Source organism: Nocardia sp. NPDC002869, from assembly GCF_046764065.1.
Taxonomy (GTDB): Bacteria; Actinomycetota; Actinomycetes; order Mycobacteriales; family Mycobacteriaceae; genus Nocardia; species Nocardia rhamnosiphila.
The window spans coordinates 14,415-28,806 of sequence record NZ_JBKOOL010000067.1 but is presented as its reverse complement, the minus strand read 5'-3'; the positions used below and the strand labels follow the sequence as shown (position 1 = coordinate 28,806).

Below are 14,392 nucleotides of genomic sequence, written 5' to 3'. Positions count from 1 at the left end.
CAGGCACTTCCTGACGGCCGCGCCCGGCACCAAAGCCGGTCCAGGGACCGACCTCCCCCGCGGATTTACCCTCCGACGCCGGGCCGCGCGGCGCCCGGCCGATGAGGACCCGCAGGGTGAGTATCCCGGCGCCGGCCCCGAGCAGGATCGGCACGGCGAACGTGGCGGTCGCGTTCGGCCGCTGCAGCACGGCGATACAGACGGCCACCGACAGCCCGGCCAGCAGCACGCTGCCGTAGGGCCGGCGCCGTTCCAGCAATCCCGCGACCACGGCCAGTACCGCCATCGCCGCACCCATGCTCAGGAACAGCACGAGCTTGTCCCGGGTACCGAACTGTTCGATCGCGAACTCGCGCAGCGCCTGCGGCGTGTGGTCGACCACGGTCGCCCCGGTGGCCAGGAAGGGCGAAGCGGCCGGGGCGATCAGTGCCGCGACGAGTTCACCGACCCCGAGCACGACCGCGGCGGCCAGCAGACCGCTCAGTCCCGCCGCGAAGCGGCCGATCGTGCGCCGATCCTGCTGATCCGGCCCGGGAGAACCGGTCGAACTCGTCGTGTCCTGCATCAGCGTCCTCGTTCATCCACCGGCGCCGGGCGCCCCGGCAGCCGGGAATTCGTCACGTTGCCCTCTGCGGATGGTGTCACTCCTGGCCACGGCAGGGAAGAGGCCGATGTATGGAGTCGCCGATGTCGATGCGGTGCTCGGTTACGACCCGGCCCGGTCGCACGGACCGGCGCCCGCGGCCGGAGCGGGCCGCCCGATGCTCGCGGCGGTCCCGATCAGCGCCACTGGGGTGCAGCTTCAGCGGCTCGGTTGCAGGGTGGAGGTCAGCAGTCGGTGCAGGGCGCCGAGGTGTTCGCGGACGGTGCGGGTCAGGTGCGCCCGGTCGGCGAAACCGAGACGTGCGGCGAGGCCGGTGTCGCAGTCGGTGATCCGGTCGAGGGTCTGCCCGACCCATATCCGGTTGCGGTAGCGGGTCAGCCCGACTCAGGGTTCGATCGCCAGTCCAGCCTTCCAACCCTGCTCCCGAATGAACAGCCCACTCGCCCGCGAACGCAGTCGGCGAACGGAAACTGGATGATGCAGGTTCAGGTGTGTTCGGTGTCCTCGCTGCGGTACTGATATGCACGGCGATCGGTGGGCGGCGCGGGGCGTGCGCGCTGCCCGGATGTATCCGTCCGAGCTTCGGCGGGCTCCGGAGCCCCGGCGCCACCAACCCCACTGTTCTGTCGAAAGGTTCTGCTGATGACGCAAGTACTCGGTCGTCGGGCGCTCAACCGCGCCACTCTCGATCGGCAGTTGCTGTTGCGCCGCTCCGAGTTTTCCGTCATCGACGCGGTGGAGCATTTGGTCGGGTTGCAAGCCCAGACCCCGCACACCTGGTACGTCGGCTTGTGGTCACGACTGACGGGTTTCGTCCCTGAACAGGCCGCCCACCTGCTCACCGACCGCAAGTTGATTCGAATCGCGTTGATGCGCTCGACGCTTCACCTGGTCACCCCCGACGACGCACGTGCGCTGCGTCCGCTGATCCAACCTGTATTGGATCGTGACCTCTACCGCAACCACACACACGGCAAGCCCATCGAAGGTATCGATATGGCGAAACTGATCGCCGACGGCATCGAGTTACTGGCCCCGAAACCGCTGACGAACAAGCAGCTCGGCGCGCTACTCGGCCAACGCTGGCCCGGCCGCGCACCCGCCTCGCTGGTCTACGCCATCCGCAACCAGGTGCCTTTGGTGCAGGTGCCACCACGTGGTGTCTGGGGCCGTAGCGGGCCGATCGCTCACACCACCGCCGACGCGTGGCTCGGCACAGGACAAACGATGACCGCTTCGCTCGACCAGATGATCCTGCGCTACCTGACCGCCTTCGGCCCCGCCGGCGTGAAAGATATGCAGAGGTGGTCCGGCCTCACCGGGCTGCGCGAGATCGTCGACCGAATTCGACCAGGCTTGATGATCTTTCAGGATCAGCACGGCCAGGAGCTTTTCGACCTACCCGACGCTGCACGCCCGGACCCCGACACCCCCGCCCCGCCGAGGTTTCTGTACGACTTCGACAACGTATTGCTCTCACACGCGGACCGCACCCGCGTGATCACCGACGAGCACGGCAGGCAGGGCTACCGCACCCAGCGCCCCGCTCCGCAGATCCTGCTGGTCGACGGATTCACCGCGGGCGACTGGACGATCAGCCGAAGCCCCGGAGCCGCGACAATTCACATCCGCCCCTATGAACGGCCATTCACCACACAGGATGCGGCCGCTGTCACCGAAGAAGCTCACGCACTGCTGGCATTCACCGACCCCGGATCACAGACCCGCGACGTCATCCTCGACAGACCCCGACAACAAGCGTGATCGGTGATGGCTGTGCGCACCGAGGGGCAGCACCGTCGTCGCCATCGGGCTGCTCGTGGCCGGCCCGGCCGAATCAGTGACTGCATCGGTGGAACATGCGGGCGCACCGGGAACATTGCAGCACGGAGTTCGGGTGGAGTGACGTGACGGATGGACCGGTGCCGGGATCGCTCGGAAGACATCGCTGCGTCCGAAAGGGCCGCGGCAACCCGAACAGGTTGCCGCGGCCCTGGATCGTGGATCAGGCGCTGGCCGCCAAGGCCGGGCCGTCGAGAGCCGGTTCCCGCACCGGTTCGATGGCGTAGGCCAGGATCTCGGCGACGTCGCCCACCGGACGAACGTCGAGTTCGGCCAGCACATCGGCGGGGACATCGTCCAGGTCCGGCTCGTTGCGGGCCGGGATGAACACTGTCTTGAGGCCGGCACGCTGCGCGGCGAGCAGTTTCTGCTTCACCCCGCCGATCGGCAGCACCCGGCCGTTCAACGTGACCTCGCCCGTCATTCCGACATCGGAGCGCACCGGGCGGCCCAGTGCCAGCGACACCAGCGCGGTGACCATGGTGACACCGGCGGACGGTCCGTCCTTGGGTACGGCACCGGCGGGCACGTGGACGTGCAGGTTGCCGTCCAGCACCGTCGATTCGATGCCGATCTCGCCCAGGTGCGACCGCACGTAGGTCAGCGCGATCTGCGCCGATTCCTTCATGACGTCGCCCAGTTGGCCGGTCAGTGTCAGGGCCCGGTCACCCTCGGCGGTGTTGGCCTCGATGTAGAGGATATCGCCGCCCAGCCCGGTGACCGCCAGGCCGGTCGACACACCCGGTACCGCGGTGCGTTCCGCCGAATCCGGAGTGAAGCGTGGACGCCCGAGGTAATCCTTCAGTTCCGCGATATCGATGGTCAGCGGTGGTGCCGTGGCCTCGGTGTGCCCGGACGCCGTACCCGTCTCGACGCCCACATCGGCGCCCGGTGCGGCACCGGTTTCGGACAGGCGCGTCGCCGCCTTGCGCAATGCCTTGGCGATCAGCCGCTCCAGCTGCCGGACCCCGGCCTCCCTGGTGTAGTTCGCCGCGACCTCGCGCAGCGCCGCGTCGGTGACCCGGACCTCCGCGCCGGTCAGCGCGTTGCGTTCCAGCTGCCGGGGCAGCAGGAAGTCGCGGGCGATGGCCACCTTGTCGTCCTCGGTGTACCCGTCGACCGTGATCACTTCCATCCGGTCCAGCAGCGGGCCGGGGATGGTGTCCATGACATTGGCCGTGGCCAGGAACAGCACATCGGACAGGTCCAGGTCCATATCCAGGTAGTGGTCGCGGAAGGTGTGGTTCTGCGCGGGGTCGAGCACCTCGAGCAGGGCCGCCGCGGGGTCGCCCCGGAAATCGGAACCGATCTTGTCGACCTCGTCCAGCAGGACGACCGGGTTCATCGAACCGGCCTCCTTGATGGCCCGCACGATCCGGCCCGGCATGGCGCCCACATAGGTGCGCCGGTGACCGCGGATCTCCGCCTCGTCCCGCACCCCGCCCAGGGCGACCCGGACGAACTTGCGGCCCAGCGCGCGGGCGACCGATTCACCGAGTGAGGTCTTACCGACCCCGGGCGGACCGGCCAGCACCAGCACCGCGCCGGACCCGCGTCCGCCCACGACCTCCAGGCCGCGTTGCGCACGCCGCGCCCGGACCGCCAGATACTCGACCATCCGGTCCTTCACCTCGTCCAGGCCGTGGTGGTCGGCGTCGAGCACGGCCCGGGCGGCCGCCACATCGGTGGAATCCTCGGTCTTCACCTGCCACGGCAGTTCCAGGACGGTGTCCAGCCAGGTGCGGATCCACCCGGATTCCGGGCTCTGATCGCTGGAGCGCTCCAACCGGCCGACCTCACGCAGCGCCGCCTCCCGCACATTGCCGGGCAGATCGGCCTGTTCCACGCGGGTGCGGTAGTCGTCGGCGCCGTCCGGTTCGTCTTCGCCGAGTTCTTTGCGGATGGCGTTGAGCTGCTGGCGCAACAGGAATTCGCGCTGGCTCTTCTCCATGTTCTCGCGGACCTCGTCGCCGATCTTCTCGGTGACCTCGGCCTCGGCGATATGGGCCCGGGTCCATTCGATCAGCCGGTTCAGCCGCTGCGCGACATCCGGGGTCTCGAGCAGTTCGCGTTTCTGCTCATCGGTGAGATACGCGGCATAGCCGGCGGTATCGGCGATGGCGGACGGATCGGTGAGCTGGTTGAAGGCGTCGATCATCTGCCACGCCTCGCGCTTCTGCAGCACCGCGACGACCAGCTTCTTGTACTCGGCGGCCAGTTCCCGGGTGCGTCCGTCGGCGGCGGGGGTTTCGACCGGTTCGGCCTCCACCCACAGGGCGGCGCCGGGGCCGGTGACCCCGTGACCGATCTTCGCGCGCCGTTCCGCCTTCAGCACCGCGGCGGGCGTACCCCCGCGCATCCGGCCGATCTGTTCGATGGTGGCGATCACGCCGTAGGCGGCGTAACCCGCGGACAGACGCGGCGCCAGCAGCACGGTCCCGGTCTGTGCGGCCTGCGCGGCGTCGATGGCCGCCTGCGCGGATTCGTCCAGTTCGATCGGTACGACCATCCCGGGCAGCACGATGGGATCGGTCAGGAACAGCACCGGAAGATTCAGTGGTGTAGTCACGAACACAACCTCCAATAGTTGAGCTACACCCACTCAACTTGGTCGGGTTCGCCTTTGTTCCACCCCGCACCCTTGTTCGCCGACGGCGAATACACCGCACGGCAACCGCAGCGCCGCCGCCGGACTGTCCGCGGCCAGCACGATCATCGGGGTACGGCTCTTGGCGGCCTCACCGATCCCGGTCATGGCGTTGGTCAGCCCACAGCCCTGGTGCAGCGACAGCACCCCGACCCGACCCGACATCCGCGTGTAGGCGTCGGCCATACTCGCCGCACCGCCCTCGTGCCGAGCCGCCGTGAACGGCACGCCACCCCGGCGCAGGGCGTTGGTCATCACGAGATTGCCACTGCCCACGACCCCGAAGCTGTGCCCGGCGCCGAGCCCGGCCAGCACCCCGCCCACCACATCGGCGACGGTCGAACCGTAACCGGAGGAGCCGTCCGCGGTCATGCCGCGCCGGCCCGATCGAGCACCGCGAACACCTGCGACGGGCTTCCGGTACCGCCGACGATCGGCAGCGGACTCACCACCAGCATCGCGCCCACCGCGGGGAGCCGGCCGAGGTTACGCAGCGTGGTGAGGCCGTATTTGTCGTTGCCGAGGAAGTAGTGGTGCACCGGGAAGGCGGGGTCGAAACCGCCGGTCAGTCCGGCGTCGACCCCGACGGTTTCCACGCCGAGCCCGGTCAGGCCCCGCCGGTGAGCCCTGATTGACACCCGGGAGGGCCGATGACAATGTGATGATCTCGAATACCCGATCCGGCCCAAGGGGAGCGCGCGATGATCACACTCTCGTCCGGAGTGTTGATCAATTGGGAAGAACTCACGGGTCAGAGCAAGTTCGTCGTCGATCTGATCAGTTTTCCGATATTCAGCGCGGCGGCCGGCTGGCTCACCAACTGGACCGGTGTGCTGATGCTGTTCTGGCCGCTGCTGTTCCGCGGTATCCGGATTCCCGGGCTCGACGTGCTGTATCCCTATCTGCCGCGCCGGGTCCAGGTACTGCCGACCTTTTCCGAGGACGGGTCCCGGCTGGGTTTCCAGGGTTTCATTCCGGCACGCGCCGAGAAGATGGCCAGTATCTGTGTGGACAAGGCCCTGCTGCGGATCGGTAGTCCCCGGGATTTCATCCACGAACTGGATCTCGACGGTATCGCCGACTATGTCGCGGCCCTGGCCCGGAAACAGGTCAAGAGCATTGTCGACGAGGTGATGAACCGGGAGAACCCGGATCTGTGGAATGCCGTGCCCCGGGCGATGCGGCAACTGATCTATCAGCGGGTGGAACGGGAACTGCCCGACCTCACCGGCCGGGCGTTCGATTCCCTCGGCGACAATGTCGATCAGCTCATCGATGTGAAGGGTTTCGTGATCCGGTATCTGCAGGAGAATCCGCAGATCCTCAAGGACCTCACCACCACCATCGCGGCGCCGGAACTGAAGTTCATGGTCCGCGTCGGCCTGCTCGGCGCCCCGTTCGGGCTGCTGCTCGCGCTCTACCTGCACATCCACTCCGATATACCGGTCTGGGGCTGGGTTCCGTCCTGGGCGATCGTGCTGGCGGCCTCGGCGCTCATCGGGGTCGTGGTGAACATCATCGCCGTACGCGTGGTGTTCACCCCCGGCGATCCGCAACCCCGATACAAATACATCTGGAAACAGGCACTGCTGGCGAAACGGCAGCCGCAGGCGGCCACCGATCTGGCCCATATCCTCGCCTACCAGGTGCTCACCCTGCCCAACCTGTCCAACGAGTTGCTCAACGGCCCCAACGGCGACAAGACCCGGCTGCTGCTCGAACAGCTCATCTCCGACGAGATCCACCGCCAACTCGGCCGCACCACCTCGGTGGTCCGGGCCGCGTTCGGGCGACGGCAGTTCGACAATCTGAAAGTCGGGGCGGCGGGCGCGGCGGTCGGGTTGGCACCCGCGCTGGTGGGGGACGCCGATTTCATCCGGGAGCAGGCCGAGAACATCGACGAGTTCGCGGCCCGCAAGCTACAACAGCTGACACCCGGTGAATTCATGGAGATGTTCTACGCCTCGGTCGAACAGGATGCCTGGCTGCTCTATCTGCACGGTGCCGTGCTCGGGCTGCTGGTCGGCGCCACCCATCTGCTGATCTTCGGCTGGTAGCCACTCGTATCGGCACGTGGGCACCCGTTCGCCCGCGACCCCGGGCTCGGCGACGGCCCGGCCGCCCCGGCCCGCCACCCACGTCGAGCACCCGCGGGCGGGACCGGCCGCGCCCGGCCAGGCGAAACAGGTGGCGGGCAGTCTCCGCCACGCCGTCCGCCCGGCGGTTCGTGGAGATGCGACCGATCACCGGTCCCGCACCTGAGTTGTGACGTCCGATCACTCAGACCGCAACCGGGTTGTACGCACTGTGCGCACGCTGCGCCATAGCGACGCCGATTTTGTATCCCTGAGCGATCAGTTGCTCGTGGACTGCCGAGTCCTTGGACTCGGTGTCGTAGAGAAACTCGATGGACGAGTCGCCGATCCGCGAGTAATCGGCGAGGCCGTGCATCGTCTGAGTCGTCAACGCCGTCTTGTATCCGTGCCGGGCAAACGTACCTTCACCGAGACCGGCACTTGCGACGAGATGTAGTTGCTTCACCACGCTCGGTTCACCGTGCGAAACATCGTCGTACGCCCCGAATACTCGGTCGAACCAACCTTTGGCGAGTGCAGGCATGGACCACCAGTAGACCGGGAAAAGGACGACGACCACATCGGCCGATTCGAGCAGTTCCTGCTCACGCCTGACGTCGGCAGGAAGTTCCGAAAGCCCTCGGTGGTGCGCCAGATCTGCCTTTCCGTAGACCGGATCGAAACCGGATGCCACCAAGTCATGGGTTATGGCGGTGGTATTTCCATCGGACTCGATGCCGCGCTCGATGGCCCGTGCAATGGCCCAGGTAGCCGAGTCGTGGTCCGGATGCGCAACTACGAGCATCACCTTCGGCCGACTGCTTTCGTTCCTCATGCCGGCCAAACTAAAGTATGACACTGACGTCAATGTCAAGGAGAGGGCGGCTGGATGCGGATTCGCGAATTGAGCCAGGCCACCGGGGCGAGCCCGCGAATGCTCCGGCACTACGAGGGCGCCGGGATTCTCTCGCCCGAACGCGACTCCAACGGATACCGGAACTACCGGCCCGACGATGTTCGGATCGTGGACCACATACGCTGCTTGCTGGCATCCGGCCTGTCGCTGTCGGAGGCGTCCGCGATACTGCAGGTTGCATGTATCGATCCCGCCGGCGCCTCGGATGCCGACCGGAAAGCCGCGTTGACGCAACTCGACGAGCGGGCAAGCCGATTGAACGCTGGAATCGCCCGCCTCAGGGCCCAGGAAGCCGAGATCCTCGGACTCCGCGCGAGCATAGAGGCTCGGGCGAAGTAGGTTCCACGACCGCGACCGCGACCGCGACGGCTCCGTCGTCCGGGTGGCCGGGCTCTGGCCCGGGCCGCCGGGTACAGGGTGCGAACTTCGGAAGCCGGGGCCGCGGAATACAAGCAGGCGTGCTTGTATTTTTTCCGTCCCGCTGGAATGCTGATCTCCGCACCGATGCGCGCGGGACGGAGATGAGAAAATGGCCGATCTGGACGCGTTGCTCCGCGACCTCACCACGGAAGGCGCCGAGCTCGAGGCATTGGTCGCAGCGCTGCCACAGTCGGACTGGGCCCGGCCTACCCCGGCGGCAGGCTGGACCGTCGCCCATCAGATCGGCCATCTCGCCTGGACCGACGAAGTCGCCACGCTGGCCGCCACCGACGCCCGGACCGGTGGCAGCGCCTTCACCGACCTGCTGACCGCGGCGGCGGCCCGAGTAGCGACCTTCGTCGACGAGGCCGCCGCCGAAGCCGCCGAAGCCCCACCGCCGGACCTCCTCGAACGCTGGCGGCGCGGCCGCAGCGAGCTCGCCGCGGCATTGCGCGCGGTCCCCGCGGACGCGAAGGTGCCGTGGTTCGGGCCGCCCATGCGCCCGGGTTCGATGGCCACCGCCCGGCTCATGGAGACCTGGGCCCACGGCCAGGACGTCGCCGACGCACTCGGGGTGGGACGCGAACCGACCGACCGGCTCCGCTCGGTGGCCCATATCGGTGTGCGTACCAGGGATTTCGCCTACACCGTCCGGGAACTGCCGGTACCCGCCACGGAGTTCCGGGTCGAGCTGCGTGCACCCTCGGGTGAGCTGTGGTCGTGGGGGCCGGTGGAGGCGCCCGAACGGGTCACCGGCCCGGCGCTCGACTTCTGCCTCCTGGTGACCCGGCGCCGGCATCCGGACGATCTGGCGCTGCGGACGACGGGCGCGGAAGCGGCACGGTGGCTCACCATCGCCCAGGCCTTCGCCGGCCCCCCGGGCAGCGGGCGGACACCGGCCGGAAAGGGCTGACAGCGCCGGCGAGCGTCACACCAGGTTCCCGGGACAGCCGGACATCGTTGGCCGGATAGATCATCACGGCAGTCGAGTACAGCGCTCGCCGGCGGGTGATAGGTACCCCAGGGGGTGGGTCCCGAAACCCGGCGGCGGTCACCGGATCGGCGCCTTCACTCCCGCACGAACGAGGCCGCTGTGACGCTCGTCTCGAGTGTTCCGGCCACTTGTTCTCCGGCCGTCTCGCCCTCACCAGCTCTGATACGCTCTGCGAACATTTCGGCGCTGTGTCACAGCCGGTGCCAAGAGGCTATCGACTACTAATCGGCCTTAAATAAACCGGAAATCTATAGTACTTTTATCGGGCAGCCGTGGAGGGAGGGCCCGTGGGCTTCATCAAATACGCCAGCGACGTGACGGCGCCGATCACCGTTGCCTTCGCCTATGCCGACGATCCCCTGTCCATCCCGAACTGGATGGTGGGAGCCGCCGAGATCACCCGGAGTGGCGATCCGGAACGCGGTATCGGGGCGAAGTACGAGATCGGTTACCGGCTCGGCCCGTGGCGTCCCGTCCTGCGCTGCGAGGTCGCCGAGCACCGTCAGGACGCGGTGCTGGGCTACGCCCTCACCGGCCCCCTCACCGCCCGGCTGACACTGCGATTCGACCCACTCGGCCGCGGCCGCTCGGTGTTGACCTCCGAACTCGACTTCCCCGGTTCCAAAGGCTTCACCGCGGCGCTGCGCGAGCGGCCGCGCGCCGCGCTGCTGCGCCGCGCACTGCGGCGCAGCGAATCACGATTGCGCAGGGCGATCGAGGAATTCCACGGTACCGATCTTGTCGGCCGACTTGCGTAGGGTACTCCCATGATCATCGTGAGTACCGACGGATCGTGTCTGCGCAATCCCGGCGGAGCGATCGGCTGGGCGTGGGTGGACCATGCGGGTGGCGCGGAAAGCGGTGGCGAGCCATCGGGTACCAATCAGATCGCCGAGTTACGTGCCGTCCTGGAGGCGATCCGGGCCCACCCCGGATCGGATCCGTTACTCATCGAGAGTGATTCGCTGTACGCGATCAAATGCGCGTCCGAATGGCTGCCGAACTGGCGCAACAACGGGTGGCGCACCTCGAGCGGGTCCGCGGTCAAGAATGTCGAGCTCATCCGGGAGATAGACCAGGCCATCGCGGGCCGTCCGGGCCCGGTGCGGTTCCGCTGGGTACGCGGACATGTCGGTAACTATTTCAACGAGCAGGCCGATGCATTGGCCGGGGCCGCCGCGCGCAAGGCCGCGGCCACATCCACCGTGGCCACCCGGACCGTCACCCGCGTCGCCCCCGAAACTTCCGCGGCAGCAGGGAAGGCTGCGGAACCGGCGGTCGTACCGACCGCCGACTACGCGACAACAGCGCAGGCGCTCCACCTGTTCTGAATCCCGTACGGGATCGGAGCGCCCGCGCTGTTGTCGTCGTAGTACTGCTGGATCCGGATACCAACCGAATAGCCTCCGGCGGTGGTGGCTCGACCCACCGCCGGGGGCGCCCGGACCTCGCAAAATAGGCTTCTACCAGGCGATATAGCCAGAACTACATCACGCTGAATCCCGTCAAATTACGCTGAATCTCGACAAATTGTGCCCAAAATGTGCCCACAGATGGGGCCGTCCAGAGCGGGTGTGTCCCCTGCTCAGGACCATATTGCCGACACCGACAAAATGATCGGCCGGGGTACTCGGTGGTGAGTACCCCGGCCATCTTCTGTGATCCCAGGTGGTCGACCTCGGCAAGCTGGGCGACCAGGGGGTACGCGGTGAGCGAGTACCCCCAACGCGCCGGCCCGTGCCAGGCACACCCCACCGAATTCCCTACGCCCGGCGGACGGTATTACCCGCGGAGCAACGCGACGGTAAATCCGATCAGCCCGGCGGAGAGCAGGACCAGGGCGAGACCGTGGCCCGTCATCGGAGGTGGCCGGCCTCGGGGTCATGCAGTGGCCACCGATACCCGCGCGGATAGTGGTACATCGGCGTGAGCAGGGCACACATATCGGTGACGACATGTCTCATCGCGTCGATATGGGCGAAGTTGGGCACGATGACCGCCTGCGCGTTGTGCTCAATCACTGTCGACGCCAGGATGAGCGAGGCCGGAAGCGTGCCGACATCGACCTGGACAGTCCAGACGAGCCTGTAGCCGCCGCTCTCGGCGACTCGGTGGAGATCGGCGCCGTAGCCGTCCACTCGCTTATTGATGAACCCGACCGCCTTCGGCAGTTCCCCGACCACTGCATACCCCTTGCGCCCCGACCCCTGCAGATTTGAATGCACCCGCCGCCGAGGTGGTCGGGGTATCAGCCCGGCGGCGGGGCTACATCCAGACTGCTGTCCCACCACGGAACATCCGACGACTCTCGGGGCGTCAATACGTACATATTGCAGGCGACATTTAGGCGTCCAAGAGTTACCGTCAATCATGGGCACCACACCGAACACAGCACTTCGCGCAGCCCGCAACGCTCGCCTCATGAGCCAGGACGATCTGGCTCGAGCACTGCGTGAGGCCGGATGCGCCAGCGCGACGAAACGACTCGTCCAGCGTTGGGAGGCGGGACGGACCATCAACCCGCGGCCGTCGCACGCCAGGGCCTTGGAGAAGGTCATGGGCCTACCCATCGAGACCCTGGGTTTCGGGGCGGTCATGGCAGGCCGTAGCCTGTCCGGGCCGGACGGCAGCCAGAACGTGGAATCGCCCATCGGTGATGTAGACCCCGGGCAGTTGACCGCCATGACGAGCAGCACGCGGGCCCGGCTTCCCGGGTCATACTCCGGCGTGTGGTTGTCCCGGTACGAGTACTACTCCAGCGGCCGGGATGCGACGTTCACGGCCGCGCACTATGTCGTGGTGTTGCAGCATGACGACCGGCTCACCGTGCGGAGCATTCCCGGTTCGTCTCCATCCTCGCTGGAGATGGATCTGACCGTGGACGGGCACGTCTCCACGGGCACATGGACGGAGAACACGGCACCGAACGGCTACTACCGCGGGGCCCGGTACCACGGTTCGATCCAACTACTCATCGAGTTGACCGGCACCCGCATGGCCGGGAAGTGGGTGGGGTTCGGGAAGAATTTCGAGGTGAACACCGGGCCGTGGGAACTGGTGTTGCAGGACTCCTCCACCACTAAGGCGACCATCGACGCCTACAACAAGCCCCCAGATCTGGACAGCTAACGTCACTGTGACAATCGAGGTCTGATCAGCTGGCATTATCCGGGATCGGGGACAGCTTCGCCATGGTGACGGCCCGTAGCTCGGCCAGCTTCCCACCCCTGCCGCTGCCGGAACCGGAATCCGACCGGGCGATGTCTTTCAACGCCGACAGGTAGGTCGCCGAGAGTCTCGTTGACGGCCCGGACGGGGCCGCGTCGCACTGGTCGGCCAGGTCCCGCGCCAGCTCCGCCAGAGCCGGGGTGACATCACGGCCCTTCAAGGTGGTTTCCAGCGCTGCACGGTGCTTTCCGCGGGGATCGGTGGGGAATTGCCGGATATCGGCCATTTCTGAAGTCCTCTCGCGCGCGATGGGGAGGGGGGAAAGGGGGGAGAGATCACCTGCCCGGCAGAGGTCTCGTGCCCTCGGTGGTCTGAACTTTCGCCCTGCCCCTCCCCTGTGGGGTCGGATGCCCACCGCGAGTGAGGAGAAGGCACTCACGGCGGGCGTCCGTTCGTCGCAGGCTGGGGGCACTCGGCGCCCTATTCGCCGTCCCAGCCGCGCCGTCTATCCCCGCCAGTTGGTGATGGCGGGTTCGACCATCAGCACATCGAACTCACGGATGGCTCGCAGTGCACCGGCGCGCACTCCTTCGACCACCTTGTCCGGTGTGGTGTTCATGCGCTCGGCTGCTTCGTCGACCGGGATGAACCGGTCGTACTTGGTGTCGCAGTCGAGCAGGGTGTCACGCCGTAGCTGTGCCATCATGCGGTCGATGTCGTCGCCGAACATCATGGCGTCGGGTCCACAGTCTCGATGATGGCGAATGCCTGAGGCCTCAGGACACCGATGCCGTACCGTCCCTCAGCGCGGAGCTTGGCCTGGTTGTTGGTGAACAGCGCCCCGCCGGCGTCGACGTCGATACGGATCGTGGACCGGATGTAGAGCCGTACCTGTGACCAGTCGCCGAGGATGGCGGTACCAGCGGGCACGCTGTTGGACACCACCCGTTCGATGGTGGAGCCGAACACGTTGTCGCTGGTGGAACTGCGGGAGTCGTCCTCGTATCCGTCGATGAGGAACGCGCCACCGGTGCTTACCCGGGTGAGGTCGAGGACTTCGGCGTCGGCGGGGTTGAGCACGATCGCATTCGGGCGCTCGTTGATGAGCTGCATGGCGGTGCGCGCCTTGCGGAGCGTGGTCACCATGTCGGTATTGAACGCGACCGCGGTAGTACCCGAGGTTTCCAGGATGCCGGTGAAGTTCTCGCCGGAGCCGGAGCCGCTGACCACCTGGGCTTCGAGCGCGTTGAGTACGCCCTCTGACATCTCTTTGTTCAGCCAGTTCTCGAAGTTCGTCACGTCGTCTTCGAAGAACCGCAGCGGGATCGCCTCGGACAGGTGGGCGATGACGCGCAACCGGTCCTCTACCGAGGTCACGGTGAACGTCGATGTCGGCTTGAGTGCGTTGTCCGCGACGGGTGCGGCGTTGTTGGTGCGCACGGTCTGCCGCACGTAGGTGAATGCGTTGCTGGTGACGGTCTGGCGGTTCACCAGCAGGTCGATGAGGCGGTGGTGGAACGGGATCGCCGAGACGTTGGTTTCGACCAGCTGGGGGACGTCGATGCTGCCGGATACGACCGCCCGGGATTCGGCCGGGGCCATGGATCGCAGGGCGGTAGCGGTGCGGGTCGCCCACGATCCGGTGCCGCTGCCGGACTGGCGACTGACAACAGTAACGTCAATGCGACGCTCGATATCCGCCGAATGGACAAGAGGTCAGAGAGAT

13 protein-coding genes and 3 pseudogenes are annotated in these 14,392 nt (G+C 66.8%); 7 read left to right on the top strand and 9 right to left on the bottom strand.

The features are described from left to right. A pseudogene (locus ACLML9_RS14740) lies at positions 1–565 on the bottom strand (hypothetical protein); the annotation flags it as partial. Positions 566–1,246: 681 nt separating this feature from the next. Here ACLML9_RS14740 and ACLML9_RS14735 point away from each other — a divergent pair. Next, positions 1,247–2,368, top strand: coding sequence for a winged helix DNA-binding domain-containing protein (locus ACLML9_RS14735; RefSeq protein WP_411946052.1), 1,122 nt, complete (start codon positions 1,247–1,249; stop codon positions 2,366–2,368). Between the two features lie 241 nt (positions 2,369–2,609). Here the strand turns inward: ACLML9_RS14735 and lon are convergent, their stop codons facing one another. The 3 genes and pseudogenes from lon to ACLML9_RS14720 all read right to left on the bottom strand — a co-directional run. Further along, on the bottom strand, positions 2,610–4,955 hold the full coding sequence (gene lon / locus ACLML9_RS14730; RefSeq protein WP_411946053.1) for an endopeptidase La: 2,346 nt from the start codon (positions 4,953–4,955) through the stop codon (positions 2,610–2,612). A 165-nt stretch (positions 4,956–5,120) separates the two neighbouring features. After that, a pseudogene (locus tag ACLML9_RS14725) lies at positions 5,121–5,465 on the bottom strand (thiamine pyrophosphate-binding protein); the annotation flags it as partial. Next, positions 5,462–5,719 (bottom strand): annotated as a pseudogene (locus ACLML9_RS14720) (cyclase family protein); the annotation flags it as partial. The pseudogenes ACLML9_RS14720 and ACLML9_RS14725, both read right to left, overlap by 4 nt. Before the next feature lie 75 nt (positions 5,720–5,794). Here ACLML9_RS14720 and ACLML9_RS14715 point away from each other — a divergent pair. Further along, a complete protein-coding gene (locus ACLML9_RS14715; protein WP_411946051.1) occupies positions 5,795–7,150 on the top strand; it encodes a hypothetical protein in 1,356 nt (451 codons plus the stop codon). Between the two features lie 223 nt (positions 7,151–7,373). Here the strand turns inward: ACLML9_RS14715 and ACLML9_RS14710 are convergent, their stop codons facing one another. Continuing rightward, complete coding sequence (locus ACLML9_RS14710; RefSeq protein ID WP_411946050.1) at positions 7,374–8,003, bottom strand: NAD(P)H-dependent oxidoreductase; 630 nt, start codon at positions 8,001–8,003, stop codon at positions 7,374–7,376. A gap of 54 nt (positions 8,004–8,057) precedes the next feature. Between ACLML9_RS14710 and ACLML9_RS14705 the strand changes: the two genes are divergently transcribed. From ACLML9_RS14705 to ACLML9_RS14690, 4 genes are all read left to right on the top strand, one after another. Beyond that, complete coding sequence (locus ACLML9_RS14705) at positions 8,058–8,423, top strand: MerR family transcriptional regulator (RefSeq protein ID WP_411946049.1); 366 nt, start codon at positions 8,058–8,060, stop codon at positions 8,421–8,423. 190 nt (positions 8,424–8,613) lie between these two features. Further along, positions 8,614–9,417, top strand: a complete 804-nt coding sequence (locus ACLML9_RS14700; RefSeq protein ID WP_411946048.1) for a TIGR03084 family metal-binding protein — start codon at positions 8,614–8,616, stop codon at positions 9,415–9,417. A 368-nt stretch (positions 9,418–9,785) separates the two neighbouring features. Then, entirely contained in the window at positions 9,786–10,256 is a 471-nt protein-coding gene (locus tag ACLML9_RS14695; RefSeq protein WP_411946047.1) for an SRPBCC family protein, read from the top strand. Between the two features lie 9 nt (positions 10,257–10,265). Beyond that, positions 10,266–10,829 (top strand): ribonuclease H, encoded by a 564-nt coding sequence (locus tag ACLML9_RS14690; RefSeq protein WP_411946046.1) that lies wholly within the window; start codon positions 10,266–10,268, stop codon positions 10,827–10,829. Positions 10,830–11,354: 525 nt separating this feature from the next. On the opposite strand, the gene ACLML9_RS14685 is transcribed toward ACLML9_RS14690, so the two are convergent. After that, positions 11,355–11,681 carry a hypothetical protein gene (locus ACLML9_RS14685; protein WP_411946045.1) on the bottom strand — a complete coding sequence of 109 codons (327 nt, stop codon included), beginning with the start codon at positions 11,679–11,681 and terminating at the stop codon, positions 11,355–11,357. Between the two features lie 187 nt (positions 11,682–11,868). Here ACLML9_RS14685 and ACLML9_RS14680 point away from each other — a divergent pair, with 187 nt between their 5' ends. Then, entirely contained in the window at positions 11,869–12,627 is a 759-nt protein-coding gene (locus ACLML9_RS14680; RefSeq protein ID WP_411946044.1) for a helix-turn-helix domain-containing protein, read from the top strand. A gap of 25 nt (positions 12,628–12,652) precedes the next feature. Here the strand turns inward: ACLML9_RS14680 and ACLML9_RS14675 are convergent, their stop codons facing one another. The 3 genes from ACLML9_RS14675 to ACLML9_RS14665 form a co-directional block, all read right to left on the bottom strand. Continuing rightward, entirely contained in the window at positions 12,653–12,952 is a 300-nt protein-coding gene (locus ACLML9_RS14675) for a hypothetical protein (protein WP_411946043.1), read from the bottom strand. A gap of 219 nt (positions 12,953–13,171) precedes the next feature. Beyond that, on the bottom strand, positions 13,172–13,399 hold the full coding sequence (locus ACLML9_RS14670) for a hypothetical protein (RefSeq protein WP_411946042.1): 228 nt from the start codon (positions 13,397–13,399) through the stop codon (positions 13,172–13,174). Then, positions 13,396–14,268, bottom strand: a complete 873-nt coding sequence (locus ACLML9_RS14665; protein WP_411946041.1) for a phage major capsid protein — start codon at positions 14,266–14,268, stop codon at positions 13,396–13,398. Before ACLML9_RS14665 ends, ACLML9_RS14670 begins: the two co-directional genes overlap by 4 nt. Positions 14,269–14,392: the final 124 nt, after the last annotated feature.

Coding starts and splice junctions, on each gene's coding strand:
- ACLML9_RS14735 (WP_411946052.1), top strand. CDS start 1,247: ATGACGCAAGTACTCGGTCGTCGGGCGCTCAACCGCGCCACTCTCGAT.
- lon (WP_411946053.1), bottom strand. CDS start 4,955: ATGGTCGTACCGATCGAACTGGACGAATCCGCGCAGGCGGCCATCGAC.
- ACLML9_RS14715 (WP_411946051.1), top strand. CDS start 5,795: ATGATCACACTCTCGTCCGGAGTGTTGATCAATTGGGAAGAACTCACG.
- ACLML9_RS14710 (WP_411946050.1), bottom strand. CDS start 8,003: ATGAGGAACGAAAGCAGTCGGCCGAAGGTGATGCTCGTAGTTGCGCAT.
- ACLML9_RS14705 (WP_411946049.1), top strand. CDS start 8,058: ATGCGGATTCGCGAATTGAGCCAGGCCACCGGGGCGAGCCCGCGAATG.
- ACLML9_RS14700 (WP_411946048.1), top strand. CDS start 8,614: ATGGCCGATCTGGACGCGTTGCTCCGCGACCTCACCACGGAAGGCGCC.
- ACLML9_RS14690 (WP_411946046.1), top strand. CDS start 10,266: ATGATCATCGTGAGTACCGACGGATCGTGTCTGCGCAATCCCGGCGGA.
- ACLML9_RS14680 (WP_411946044.1), top strand. CDS start 11,869: ATGGGCACCACACCGAACACAGCACTTCGCGCAGCCCGCAACGCTCGC.
- ACLML9_RS14675 (WP_411946043.1), bottom strand. CDS start 12,952: ATGGCCGATATCCGGCAATTCCCCACCGATCCCCGCGGAAAGCACCGT.
- ACLML9_RS14670 (WP_411946042.1), bottom strand. CDS start 13,399: ATGATGTTCGGCGACGACATCGACCGCATGATGGCACAGCTACGGCGT.
- ACLML9_RS14665 (WP_411946041.1), bottom strand. CDS start 14,268: ATGGCCCCGGCCGAATCCCGGGCGGTCGTATCCGGCAGCATCGACGTC.